At 35.3% G+C, this 14,617-nt stretch carries 8 protein-coding genes; all 8 read left to right on the top strand.

Annotated elements, in window-relative coordinates; translation table 11 throughout:
• Positions 1-9: 9 nt before the first annotated feature.
• The 8 genes from R2B77_RS07215 (at position 10) to R2B77_RS07180 (ending at position 14,600) form a co-directional block, all read left to right on the top strand.
• Positions 10-2,772, top strand: a complete 2,763-nt coding sequence (locus tag R2B77_RS07215) for a DNA methyltransferase (protein ID WP_203246551.1) — start codon at positions 10-12, stop codon at positions 2,770-2,772.
• Between the two features lie 19 nt (positions 2,773-2,791).
• Positions 2,792-4,699, top strand: coding sequence for a BREX-3 system phosphatase PglZ (gene pglZ, locus R2B77_RS07210; protein WP_203246552.1), 1,908 nt, complete (start codon positions 2,792-2,794; stop codon positions 4,697-4,699).
• Positions 4,700-4,716: 17 nt separating this feature from the next.
• Complete coding sequence (locus tag R2B77_RS07205) at positions 4,717-5,442, top strand: hypothetical protein (RefSeq protein WP_203246553.1); 726 nt, start codon at positions 4,717-4,719, stop codon at positions 5,440-5,442.
• Between the two features lie 31 nt (positions 5,443-5,473).
• The gene (locus R2B77_RS07200; RefSeq protein WP_203246554.1) at positions 5,474-8,668 is read left to right on the top strand and encodes a DEAD/DEAH box helicase; all 3,195 of its coding nucleotides are present in this window, start codon (positions 5,474-5,476) and stop codon (positions 8,666-8,668) included.
• 176 nt (positions 8,669-8,844) lie between these two features.
• On the top strand, positions 8,845-10,776 hold the full coding sequence (locus R2B77_RS07195; protein WP_203246555.1) for a DNA/RNA helicase domain-containing protein: 1,932 nt from the start codon (positions 8,845-8,847) through the stop codon (positions 10,774-10,776).
• Between the two features lie 233 nt (positions 10,777-11,009).
• Positions 11,010-12,149, top strand: coding sequence for a hypothetical protein (locus R2B77_RS07190; RefSeq protein ID WP_203246556.1), 1,140 nt, complete (start codon positions 11,010-11,012; stop codon positions 12,147-12,149).
• 166 nt (positions 12,150-12,315) lie between these two features.
• On the top strand, positions 12,316-12,471 hold the full coding sequence (locus R2B77_RS07185; RefSeq protein ID WP_203246557.1) for a hypothetical protein: 156 nt from the start codon (positions 12,316-12,318) through the stop codon (positions 12,469-12,471).
• A 1,640-nt stretch (positions 12,472-14,111) separates the two neighbouring features.
• On the top strand, positions 14,112-14,600 hold the full coding sequence (locus R2B77_RS07180) for a Hachiman antiphage defense system protein HamA (RefSeq protein WP_203246558.1): 489 nt from the start codon (positions 14,112-14,114) through the stop codon (positions 14,598-14,600).
• Positions 14,601-14,617: the final 17 nt, after the last annotated feature.

Below are 14,617 nucleotides of genomic sequence, written 5' to 3'. Positions count from 1 at the left end.
CGATTCTAAATGACAGATAATCCAGAACAGCTCTCATTACTAAATGAACAGCCTGAAGCGGATAACACATCAGTTGTCTGCTTAGGCATGACATTTGAAAATGAAGAAGCAAGAAGACGATATTTCCGTGAAGAGCTTCGAAAGAAACTTCCAGAACTAAAGCAAATTGAGGGTTTCCCTAGTGGTGAAGATGAAGATATCATCGCCTTGTCAGACCCACCCTACTACACAGTTTGTCCGAATCCTTGGCTAGAAGAAGTAGTATTAAAAGAAATGAAAGTAGATAAAAACTATCCTTATGAAAAACTCCCTTATATTGGAGATGTTGCTGAAGGAAAGAATGATGCTGTATATAATGCGCACAGTTATCATACAAAAGTGCCCTATAAAGCAATAATGCGTTATATTCTACACTATACGGAGCCAGGAGATTTAATATTTGATGGTTTTTCTGGTACGGGTATGACAGGTGTTGCATCCAAAAGATGTGGGAATCAAAAAGAAATAGAAAAGTTGGGTTATGACATAGTTAATGGCGATATCATAAATAATAACGAAGTGATTAGTAAATTAGGCGAAAGGAACATAATTTTATCGGATTTGTCACCAGCAGCAAGTCTAATTAGTCAGAATTATAATAGGGGATTCAATTTAATTAAATTTGAACAAGAGGCAAATAGAATACTTGATGAAGTCGAAAAAGAATGTGCTTGGCTCTATAAGCTTTCAGGTGATTCAGAGTCTTTAGGAAATGTAAATTATACAGTTTGGAGTGACGTATTTATTTGTCCATCTTGCGCGAATGAAATTATTTATTGGGACGTTGCTGTTAATACTGAACTTAAAAAAATGTATGATAAATTCCAATGTAAACACTGTTCGGTGCAACTACAAAAAAAATCGCTCGAGCGTAAATGGCATTACGTTTACGATGAATATTTAAAAGAAAATATTTCAATGGCAAAGCAAGTACCCGTAAATGTTAATTATTCAATTGGAACAAAAAGATATGATCAAGATGCTGATGAGGCCCAATTAAATTTATTGAAAAAGATTGATAATTACAAGTTGGATCATTGGGTTCCACTCTATAGAATGCCAGAAGGCGACGAGTCCAGAAGAAATGATAGAATTGGAATTACTCATGTTCATCAATACTTTACTAAAAGAAATTTAATAGCTTTATCAAATTTTTATAAGCATGCAATAGACTCAAAATATATAAATCAACTCTTATTTTTCTTTCAAGCATCAATTACCAGGGCAACAAAAACAAATCGTTTTAGGTTTGGAGGTACTGGTGGCTTAAGTGGTACTTTATATATCCCTTCTTTAACGTTTGAACGAAATGTAGTACTACTTTTAAGGAATAAACTCCGTGATTTTTTGAAAATGATTAAAGAAGTAGAAGATGAGGCTAACAATAAATCTATTATTACAACTCAATCTACTACTGCTGTCAAGAGCATCCCTGATAATAGTATAGATTATATTTTTACAGATCCACCATTTGGAAAAAACCTTATGTACTCGGAATTGAACTTCTTATGGGAAGCATGGTTAAAAGTTTTAACAAATAATAAATCTGAAGCAATCATGAATAATACGCAGAAAAAGACTTTATTTGAGTATCAAAAACTAATGGAAAATAGCTTTGCCCAATATTTTAGAGTGTTGAAACCGGGAAGGTGGATAACTATTGAATTTAGTAATTCTCAAGCAAGTGTTTGGAATTCGATTCAGGAATCTTTACAAAAGGTTGGATTTGTCATTGCAGATGTATCTGCATTAGATAAAAAACAAGGTAGTTTCAAAGCAGTAACTACTACAATAGCAGTAAAGCAAGACCTTGTTATCACTGCTTATAAACCATCTTCAGACACTATCTTGAAAATGCGTGAAAAAAATAATACAACTGAATCTGCTTGGATTTTTGTTAATCAACACTTGGAAAAACTACCAAAATTCCTTGGCTCAAAAGGTGAAGCTTCAGTCATTGCAGAGCGCACTCCACGTATTTTATTTGACCGTATGGTTGCGTATCACGTGCAAAATGGTTTACCGGTGCCTATTTCATCTGCTGACTTCCAAGAAGGTGTTACACAACGTTTCCCCATGCGTGATGGCATGGCCTTCATAGATGCTCAAGTAGCTGAGTACGATAAAAAACGCACGCTTGTAAAAGATTTTTCACAAATGAGCTTATTCGTATCGGATGAAAATAGTGCGATTGAGTGGATTCGTCAGCAATTAATGAAGAAGCCTCAAACCCGTCAGGATTTGCATCCACAATTTATGAAGGAAATACAGCATATTGCCAAGCATGAAGATTTGCCTGAATTAGATAATCTACTCTTACAAAACTTCTTGCGTTTTGAAGGAGATGAATCTGCGCCAGACCAAATTGGTAGTTACTTACGACGAAATTATCATGAGTTCCGTGGGTTAGAAAATACAGATGATAAGTTAAAAGAAAAAGCAATAAATCGTTGGTATGTTCCAAATCCAAATAAACAAGCCGACTTAGAAAAACTACGTGAAAAAACACTTTTACGTGAGTTTGAAAGCTATGTAGAAGAGCTAAGTACGCACAAAAAGAAATTGCGTCAATTCCGTACGGAAGCTGTTCGCGCAGGATTTAAGAAAGCTTGGAGCGAGAAAGATTATGAAAAAATTGTTACTGTGGGTGACCGTTTACCAGAAACTGTTATCCAGGAAGATGACAAATTGTTAATGTACTATGATAATGCACAGGTACGTTTAGGTATGTAAAAGGAAGAAGGAGATTTGGTTGAGCTGGCAGGAAAAAATCACAAAGTATTTTACAAGTAAAGGTTCACTCTATATCGTATCAGATGAGCATGAATTGTTACGGGACAAAACTGTACAAGAAATGCTTCAAGCACAAAATACTGCTGTGCATTTTTATGATGATCCGGTTATCTTTCGATATGCATATGAAACAACTTTCAGATACATGGAGAGAGAAGATCGACCTACTTTACTAATTGTGATTCAAGATCACCAGTTCAACCGCATTCCTTATGATGTATATATAAATGCAAATCGTTTAACTTTATCATTTGAGACACTTTTCCCGAATTTTGATCGTTCGATTATTGCACAGTGTCCAGTTGAAATGTTTCAAGAGCTATTCGAAGGACATGCACGTTGCGTAACGTCTCTATCCATTAATGAGACAGCGGACTTTATTTTACGTGAAATTTTTATGATAGATGCTGCCTTGCTTATAAACGATGTTAGTGTAGTGAGGGCAGCATTACTTCATTTTGAACAGTTCGAAGTAGCATTGCCTAATGTACTTATTGAGCGTTTACGAAAAAGTATTTTAAATAAACGTATTCTCGTATCTGCATCTATTTTTGAGTATTTGGCTTCTGAAGACAAACTATATAGCTATTTAAATGAACAATGGAATAGTTATGTGAAAAGCTATATAAATAATTCTTATGAGCAAGTGGCGGAGAGGCGAGATTACTTTGGCAGTGCATACTTTGATGATCCATTTATTCGTAGATGTATGAGGGACTTTATTCTACCTATTGAAGTTCCGTCAACAGTAGATTATGAGAAATGGATGCAACCAGGGATTGTTGTGAAAGAAATAGACAATGAGCATTTCAAAGTTCCTAAAGAAGAGTTATTCAGCAGAGATTTCTCTTCTTTCAACAGAACTGAATGGGCAAAATTTGCGAATGAACTTGGGAGTATTCAAAGTGAATTGCTAAAAATAGGTTTATTAGATAATGATTTTAAGTCAAAAGCTTCTGTAGCTAATGAAGCATTCGGACAATGGATGTTTTCCGATTATCAACAATTGCGTACGTTACCGGTTCTACCTAAGCCAAAGATGGTACACCAAATCCCACATTACTTAGCTAAAAAAGCGGGCACAAAACTAGCACTAATCGTATTAGACGGTATGAGTTTTACACAGTGGAATATGATTAAAGAAACACTTTTGAAACAGTCATGGTCGTTTGAAGAGGACGCCGTCTTTGCGTGGGTACCAAGTTTAACGTCGGTTTCCAGGCAAGCAATTTTTTCTGGTTTGGAACCACGTCACTTCGCAGAGACTATTGATACAACTAGAAAAGAAAAATCATTATGGTCAACGTTTTGGGAGAATGAAGGTCTATCTAGCAGAAATGTAGCTTACGAAAAATCGTTAGGATTAAAAGCTTATGATAAGGAAGCTCTCGCTTATCGTCACTCTCCTGCGATACTTGTTTATGGGGCGGTTATAGATGTAATTGACCAATTTATGCACGGTGCTATACAAGGGAACCAAACCGTCTTTTCGGAACTTACTACATGGCTTAACTCGAATTATTTACACAAAATGATGACTGATTTAGTAGAAGAAGGTTTTGAAGTATATCTGACTTCAGATCATGGCAATGTAGAGGGATGCGGAATAGGGAGAATTAATGAAGGTGTGACAGTGGAGTCGAAAGGCGAACGTGTAAGGGTCTACAGTTCATTAAATATTCGTAATCAGACTGCGAGTGAAAATGAAAAAACGATTCCATGGGATAATGGTAGCTTACCGAGTGATTATCACGTACTATTAGCAAAAAGCAATTTTGCATTTGTGCCGAAAAACGATAAAATTGTAACTCATGGAGGCATTCATCTAGAAGAAATAATTGTCCCATTTGTAAAAGTAAATCGTTAGAAAGCAGGTATACAATTATGAAAGCAGTGGGTTTTGATCAGAAGATTCTACTACATCAACTAAATTTTGTAGCAGAGAAATTTAATGAGATGCCTATAGCAAATATGCATAGCTTACTTGATGACTATTTGATGGGTGATATTAAAGGCCCTGCATCAAGGCGCTGTGCACATGCAATTATTATGAAAACATGGTGGTCTGTTGAAGAAAACCATCAACCCATTCGTAACTATGCGGATTATTTATATCCAACGCTGACAAGCACGGAAAAGTATTTATTACATTGGTGCATGACTTGTTTGGCTTATCCATTTTTTAAAGAACAGGTTAATCATATAGGAAAGCATTTCCGAATGGCCGATGAGATTCGAAGCCGTGTAGTACTTGCCGAGATGAAGAACCTTTATGGAGATCGTCGTCGTGTGGAAGTCGCAACTGGGGCTGTGTTTTCCACAGTTAAAGGCTGGGAGCTAATAAAAATGACTTCTCCAGGTGTTTATCGGATGCCTGAAGAGCGCATAGAAGTTCATTCACCAGAATTGAACCAGTTGATGATTGAAGTGTTAATGGACCATCTAGAAACAAATAGTGTCACACTTGAGATGGTGAATAATAGCACAATCTTTTTCCCTTTCAATTTCCATATAGGTGTAGGTGGGTTAAATGAACAGCGTTTTACCATTGTTAAAAATATACGAGATACAATCATTGAAAGAAACCCAGAAATTCCTTACTCATTTTGAGTGAGGTTTTTTTAAAAGGAGGCAACTTTGTATGAACATAGGTGATATTATAACTGGACCATTTTTCCCAGAAGTCATTGAAATAAAACGAATAGACGAATTTGGTGACGATTATTATTTACTCGAAGGAATTGGTCGGCAAACGAATCAGTACCATGAACAATTATTAGCAAAAAATGATGTAGATCAAATTACAATACTAAGTACGTCGACTGAAACGAATATAGAGTTTACTGGACAAGGTATTCAGCAGAGGCTATTACATTTAACGCTTGAAATCGAGGATAAGTATTCGAAAACACGCGCATTGGGTAACCAACAAGTTATTCCGTTGCCGCACCAAATAGAAGCCGTGTATAGCCGAATGCTTCAGACATCGAATGTTCGATTTTTACTTGCTGATGATCCAGGTGCCGGAAAAACAATTATGTCAGGCATGCTTATTAAAGAACTAAAAGCACGTGAAAGTATTGGACGTATTTTAGTGTTAGTACCTCCATTAGTTTTGCGTCAATGGCAAGAGGAAATGGATCAAAAGTTTCAAGAGTCTTTTAAAATTATTAACAGGGCTGTATTGAATGAGTATGGCAGTAAAAATCCATTCATTGAAAACGATTGTTGTTTGGCCTCGATTTATTGGTCTACACGTGATGACATCAAAGAGTTAATATTAGAGGCGAAATTTGACTTAATCATTGTAGATGAAGCACATAAAATGGCTGCCTATTCTTACGGGAAGATCAAAAAGAAAACGTCGAAAACAAAACTATACCATTTAGGCGAAAAGCTATTAGCTAAGACTGAGCATTGTTTACTATTAACGGCTACCCCCCATAAAGGTGATGCCGAAAACTTCCGTTTATTAATGAAGTTGATTGAACCAGATTTATTTAATCATGTGTCTGCGAGTGAAAGCTTGCGTGATAAAAGTAATCCATTTATTATCCGCCGCTTAAAAGAATCTATGGTGAATTTCGATAGTACACCGATTTTTCCGAAACGAACAACGAAGACGATTCAATATGAGCTAACTGAGCCTGAACTTGATTTATATGATGCCGTAACGGAGTATGTTCAAACACATTTTAATCGTGCGATGAATGCGGGTAATAATAGTACTGCATTTGCAATGATGCTGTTACAGCGCCGCTTGAGTTCTTCTATTGAGGCAATCCATCGTTCGCTTGGTCGTCGCTATAAAAGACTATTAGTCATCTTGGATAAAACGGAAGCTGAGCGAAAGAAATTTTCGCAAAGGCTAGAGAAACTATATAACAATGGATTGGACGAAGAAATTACAGATACACAAGAAGTACTAGAGAAAAAATTAGAACTTGCAGTGGATATCATCGACATAGATGCACTAAAAGAAGAAATTGCCGAGCTAAAGAAGTTATTAATTAAAACGACATCACTCAAAAGGTACGGCTCGGAGAGAAAATACTTGGAGCTCGAAGAAATGCTTTTCGGTGTTGATGGCCTAATATATACGGGTGAGAAGATTATAATTTTCACTGAATCCGTCGATACACTCAACTACTTAGAGGAAAGACTAGCAGATCGAGTGGAACAAATAACTAAAATAGTGGGTAAATTTTCAATGGATGAACGTAGAAAACAGGTTGAAATGTTCCGAAATGGCTCACAAGTTATGCTGGCAACGGATGCAGGTGGAGAATCTATCAACTTACAATTTTGTAACCAAATGATCAACTACGATATTCCTTGGAATCCAAATAAATTGGAGCAACGAATGGGACGAATCCATCGAATTGGGCAGAAAAATGAAGTGTTTGTATTTAACCTTGTTGCACAAAATACAAGAGAAGGATATGTGATGACACGTCTACTTGCAAAACTAGAAACGATGAAAGAGGATTTAGGGAATGACTTGGTTTATAACTTCATGGGGGAGTTACTTGAAGATGATATTAACCTAGCGGATCTAATGAAAGAAGCTATTCTAACACGCGAAAACTTAGATGATGTAATTGCACAAATGGATAAGGCATTAAGTGATGAACATAAGCAACTGCTGCAAACAATGAAGGAAATGCAGTTTGATGCAGAAGCAATCGATATACAAGCAATGAAAAAATCACAATATGATGTGGAAATTAATAAAATTCCAAATCGTACATACGTAGAGCTGATTGATTATGCATTAAAAGAATCAAAAGTGAAAGTATTTGACAGTCAGGAAGGTAAAGTGAAGCGAATTGAGCGCTTCCCTAAACTCATTCGCGATCAATTTTCGAAAAATACAAAGCTTGATGATTCCTATCGTTTTACTGGTTTTGTCGAACATAGTGATTCAGACGTTCAATACGTTACAAAAACACATCCTATCTATCAGTTATCAAAAACACTTTTGGAAAGAACGAGTGACCAATTTGCATTTAAACGTTATTTATCCACTTATGATGTGCCAGAACATTTAGAAGTTGATATGTACCGTGTCGTTTTAAAAGATGGTGTTGGCAAAGAACTTAAAAACAAATTTATTTTTATTGCGAAACGTGCTGACCAATCACTGGTTGAATTGAATCCCTATTGGCTTTCGATTGACCATTTCTCGGATGCTATAACAGAACTTCCATTCATTGAGCTTCCTGACTTACAAAATCAAATTTTACAACTTGCTATTAGTGAAAAAGGATATATAGAACAAAAACGTATTAGCCAATTAAATCGAATGCATGACTACTTAGTCGAGACATTCAATATGCAGTACAACGAAGTATATGAAAAACTGATAAATTATCAAGCTGAAAATGAAGACAACAAAAACTCAGCATTGATTAACCTTATGAATGCCCAGTTAATCGATATTGAAGAACAAAAGAAAAAACGCCTTGATACACTAAATAAACAGCGTACAATTACACTGCAACCACCAAAAAAAATCGCTCAGTTTGAACTCATCCCAAAAGGCAACTCATATCGGGTACTGGCATCCGATTATTACGAAATGGTTGCAGCATATGAAAAAGAAAATGGGCGAAGACTTGTAAAGCAGTATGACAACCTTGGATTAGTCGATTTTTATAGTGAGAGATTTAATGGTGAAGAGAGATTTATTATATTTACAGATAAACCAGATTTTATGTTGAGTGAAGCGCATGTTGAGGATTTGAATAGGATTATGGATAATACCTATGTCTATCTAGTGAATGGAAAAGAGATTGAAGAAATGAGACTGGCGGCGTCATTGTTTGGTGATTAACATGGAAAATCAACTTTATTAATGAAAATTTTAGGCTCCTTTAATTAAGGAGCTTTTCTTATTGTTCCTGTTTATATATGGTAATATGAAACTAATAGAAAAATGAAAAGTGATTATCATCATTACAATTTTTTATACTAGTAAAATTTATTAAAAAAATAAAAGTTGGTGTGTTTATGATTATATATGAGTCTACAAAAGAGCAATTCGTGGGTGATATAGTAAATGAACTTCTAATTGATCGATTATACAATTCCTATCAGAAGAAAATTGGTCGCACGTCTAAATCTGAGATACGTTCATGGGAAAACTCTTTGCAAAAAATGTCTAATGTTATGCAAGATGATGACATTCCAAATGATGCTTCAGTTGCAATTGAGTTCAATATTCCCAATACATCCAAACGAGTAGACTTCCTCATTGCAGGAAACGATGGAGTTCAAGATCATGTTGTGATTGTAGAACTGAAGCAATGGGAAAGTGTTGAAAAGATTGCTACGAGAGATGGAATCGTAAAAACATATATAGGAAAAGGGAATCGTGAAATAACACATCCATCCTATCAAGCTTGGTCTTATGCTGCACTGATTGAAGATTTTAACGAGAATGTGCAAAAACAAGAGATTCAATTAAAGCCCTGTGCATATCTACATAACTATAGAAAAGTCGAAGATGATCCATTAACAGATATGCATTATAAGGATCATCTTCAAAAGGCACCTGTATTTACAAAGGGTGAAATAGAAAAACTTCGTTCATTTATAAAAAGATTCATTAAATTAGGGGATCAAAATCAACTAATATATCAAATCGAAAATGGGAGAATTCGACCATCAAAATCATTGCAAGATTCATTAAATAATATGTTGAAAGGCAATGAAGAATTTATAATGATTGACGAACAAAAAGTATTCTATGAAGAAGCATTTTATTTTGCTCTGGAGAGTGCGAAAACAGATACAAAGCAAGTGATGATTGTTCAAGGAGGGCCCGGTACAGGGAAATCTGTATTGGCTATAAACTTACTAGTAAAACTAATTGACCAAGGACTCGTTGCGATGTATGTTACAAAAAACTCAGCACCGCGTAACATTTATTCATCAAAGTTAAAAGGAGATTTTAAAAAGACTCATATTGATAATCTGTTTAAGGGCTCTGGTAGCTTTACAGAGGTTGAAAAAAATGAATTTGATGTATTAATCATAGATGAAGCACATCGTTTAAATGAAAAGTCCGGTATGTTTCGTAATAAAGGAGAAAATCAGGTTAAGGAATTAATCAAAGGTTCTAGGTTCACTATATTTTTTATAGATGAAAACCAAAAGGTTACTTTAAGTGATATCGGCAGTGTAGAGATAATAAAAAAGTATGCAAAACAATTCAATGCCGATATTATTTTGCATGAACTAACATCCCAATTCCGTTGTGATGGGTCTGATGGTTACATTGCTTGGTTAGATGATGTGCTGCAAATTAGAAATACGGCAAACATGCATGAATTAGGAATGGACTATGATATTCGGCTTTATGATGATCCGAATGAAATGCTTGCGGAAATCGAAAGTCTGAATAAAAGAAACAATAAATCCCGTGTAATGGCCGGGTATTGTTGGGAATGGCCAAAGAACAATCGGCAAGACGTAAATCATCATGATATTGCCATTCCTGAACATGATTTTGGAATGAGTTGGAATATCGAAAATACCTGGGCCATTGAGAGCTCTTCAGTGAGAGAGGCAGGCTGCATCCATACTGCCCAAGGATTGGAGTTCGATCATGTAGGTGTTATTATCGGTGATGATTTGCGATATGAGAATGGTCAAATCATAACAGATTACACTAAGCGGGCAAAGACAGACCAATCCTTAAAAGGAATAAAAAAGATTGCAAAAGAAGACCCTGAGGAAGCACATTTATTAGCTGATCCAATTATTCGTAACACATATAGAACATTAATGACTCGGGGACAGAAAGGGTGCTTTGTTTATTGTACTGACCCTGCGTTACAAGCTTATTTAAAAGAGAGATTAGAAAAAGTAACGTTCTATCGTCAGAAGAGGCAACAATCACTGTATTTAGTGGACGAGAGAGAAGAATATAGAACGTGAATGTAATAGCTTGTCCAGTGGAGGGGCGTAATGTGCGGACGGTTGCTTTGATTCGTGCCAGTCATTCATTCAATCGTGAAAGTTGTACCATTCCTGTTTATTCAAATTATCATGAAAGTTTGAGTGACTGGCACCGCAGATTCATAATAATTAAAAGTTGCAAAGCTAGTTTTAGGTGTATTACCCGGTTATGTCGAATTTGATTAAACTATTATTTTATTGGAGGGATTCTAGTGTCCATAGTTTTTAATGAATCTTTAAATAACTTTGCGAGGAGGTACTTTATAAAAGGAAACGAACAAGTTGGGGATGATAGACTGTTTCCGCGAAAGTATGAAAGCGTTATTAATTCAATTTGCGAGCAGCTATTAATTCATGATGGAATTTCTTTCAAAGTTTATGGCGAAAACATTCCTTTAACTATATTAATAAATACCTTTGGAGTTAGAGCTACTGAAGAATTACTTGAACAGGGTGCCCTTAAGTTCGTTTTATGGAATCCGGGAGTTACTTATATGGTTGATGACATTCCAGGTATTTTACCATTACAATCTATGGGTAGCTTCACTACTGATGTCCATTCAGACCCTGAGGAATCTATAATGAGTGGTTTGGAATTTATGCGGAATCCACTTCCGAGAAAAATGAGAAGAGATATCACGAGGAAAGTATTAAAACACTATGTGGTCCCGCCGGAAGAGTTAGCTCGTGATGCAGCTGAATTTGGTCACGAAGGGTATAAAAATAATTTGTTTAAGGAATTTGGTTTATCAAATGAAAAAACTTTAACTGACCTAAAACAAGAAGAAAGAAAACAACTTTGTAATTTAGCTACCCAATGTTTAGATTTAACGCTCTTGGCAAAGTATCAATATAGTACTTACAATTCATTTGATTTAATGAACTTGAATCGAAGTGAATTCCAGAATCTGAAAGATGCGAAAGCAGTTGAAAATGTTGTGGATACAGTTTTTAATATTGAAGAAGTCCCCAATTTTTCAGAAATGATTTCTCAGAAAACGATAGATATTAAAAGTATTCCTAAACTTAGAAGTAAAAAGAGTTCCGAAAAATTTCGGGCATGGGTAGATAAGGTTTCTCATCATGAAGAGAGTTCTGATATTACGCGAGAATATATCGATGCTATAGTTGATTCAAAAACTGCTAATCAGACACCGAGAGGGAAGCTGACAAGGGTGCTTGGAGTAGTATCTCTTGGAGCTATAGTTGGAAGCACGGTACCAGGACCTAGCGGTATAATAACGGGAGCAGCGATTGGTTTATTGGATTCATATGTATTAGATAAAATAGTAAAGGGATGGACACCAAGGCATTACATTGATAAAGAAATTAAGCCGCTTATTAATAACTAATATGGAGAAATATGAATTAGTGAAAGGTAGGCAGCAACAAATGGAGAAAGAGACAAATCTACAGTTATTGTTTTTTTTGAATATTCAAATATAAAAATAGAGGAATCTGAGTATAGTAATATGTTATGGAACAAAAAAAACTTATGGATATGGAAGGATGGTAATAGTGAATGTAGAAAAAAAGAATAATATTTTTGCAAGATTGTCTCAAGAACAAGTTTTGAGTCTGCAAAACGGGTTTGAAGAATTAATAAATAAAGGAACAGTAGAAATGAAGGTGGATATTGTAAATATTTCAAAAAAATGTAATTGGAAAAATTGACGGAACTGGCTGAACACTGCCTGTTGAAATGGCGATATATCCATTTAAAATATTAGGTAGCACAGATGAAATACAGGATATTGATAAATTTTTTTATGAGTATTTTACGCGAAATGAAAACTATCATTTAAAGGGATTAATAAGTGGAATTTTAGATTCCAAAATTGACGGGAAGTATAAACGGGGTATAGAAGAATGTACGTTCGCTCACGAAAATGAAAAGTACATTATTGCATCTGTAACATTACTTACTATTGTAGAAGGAATTCTATCAAGTTTTGAACCAGATAAAACAAATATAAGAATGATGAAAGTTTGTCAAACGCAAGTGGATATGACATCCACATCCACTGAGATTCTCGAAAAATATATTTGGATTTCATACAGCAACTTTATTAGAAAGCTGCTGTATGAAATCTGAGTTCAGTGCACAAGAACCTTCATTTCTTAATAGGCATTGGATACTACATGGTAGGTCAGAATACAATTTAACGGGGTTGGATAGTTTAAGGTTATTTAATGCCATTTCCACTATATGCTGCATAGTCGATAAGGAAGTATAGTTTGAGATGTTAATCATTAGGTTTCTTACTTCCTAACAGACTAGATAGTCAGGAAAGAAGAAACCATGCTCAGATTTCAAGCTTTTGAGTAAGGCTATTTAGAAAAAATATACTGCAATTATATAAATACAACAAAACTCAATACTTTTAAAGTGGAAAATAAATTCAATAAAACCCAGTCTAATCTTTCTCCGACTAAAGAAAACCGAACACAACGACAAAAGAAATGACTATCAAACAAGCCAATGATGATAAAGATGCTGCAACGACTGAAGTGAAGAAAATGAGGGCTTAGCGAAGAAAATTTAAGATGCAAAGAAGTCATTGAAGGACGAGTATATGAGCTGGCGAGAGTGTTACGAACATAACGTTAGGCTGAATTCAGTAGGCTCCGTGGAGAATCGGTCTCTGCGGGGCTATTTTATTTCCTCATTTACCCCGAGAGTTTTATCCTGACAAACTTGTTTTACAGCTTCCCAGCCATTCTACACGTCCCAATGTATCTCAGCGACCTAACAACACCCTATACAATGTTTCCAAGTGATTTCTCTACGAGTGAAAAAAGCTTCATAATTAGCTCCAAAAAGTAATCGATATCAAATTTTTTACTGTCTATTTACTTTTGATGTACTGATAAACTGGCTAATCAGTTTGTAAGTAAGCTGCATTGATGTTTTGTTCCATATTAGTTCCGGATACAATGGATGATTACCGTCATGAGATGGAACCACTATTTGAGTATTGCGGACAGAATGAGCCAGCTGTGTGGAGTTTTGAGCCACTGGCTAGTAATGTACAAAGTAAACAGCCATTGAAATGTTACTCCTTGAAAGGGATGCGAGTGACAATGTTTACTGATGAGCATACAGAAGCTTCGTGAAGGGTTAATCTTTGAGGAGCTATTTTATTCCACTGCCATACTAAGAACTTCTATCCAAACTGCTCACTGTCTTTCTATTAACAATATCCTATCAAACTGGCTTCTGCCACTATTACTTGAGAGAATACTAATAACGGAATGAATATTAGAAATACTTTGTATTGATTTATATGAAAAACTATCTTGGAGGGGAAAGTATGAATCAGGCAGCCTTAATTCATTGCGAACTAATCGGAGAACACCCAAAGAGGACAATTTTTGCGGAGTGGCTATCCTCTGAGGATTTACCGTCATTCAATAATAAGGTACATAGAAAATTGCTTGAGGTACCAGGCATGAGGGAACACGCAGTAGAACAAATATCAGACTGGATAATTAAACATCATGTTGCAGACGCAACAATAAATAGATTAAAAAGGAACAGAGAAAGAATACTTAAAAAGCATGGCTTGGATGAGTATCTTAATCAGCAGCAGTTTCTTCCAGTTGCAGAAAAAACAATGAGAGGCAATGGAGCAGAAATAGTTCTAGCTGAATATCTTCAAGCTTCTTCAAATCTTCAGGTTTTAGTATATAAATTGAGGTATAACCCAAATGTAAATCAATCAATGAAAGGAGACGATGTTCTTCTATTGAATAAAGAAAATCCTAGTCACAAGATAATTGTAGGTGAATCAAAGTGTTAATGACATAAGAAATCGTC

The sequence above is a fragment of the Sporosarcina beigongshangi genome (genome assembly GCF_033485195.1).
Taxonomy (GTDB): Bacteria; Bacillota; Bacilli; order Bacillales_A; family Planococcaceae; genus Sporosarcina; species Sporosarcina beigongshangi.
This window is presented reverse-complemented; position numbering and strand designations above follow the sequence as displayed.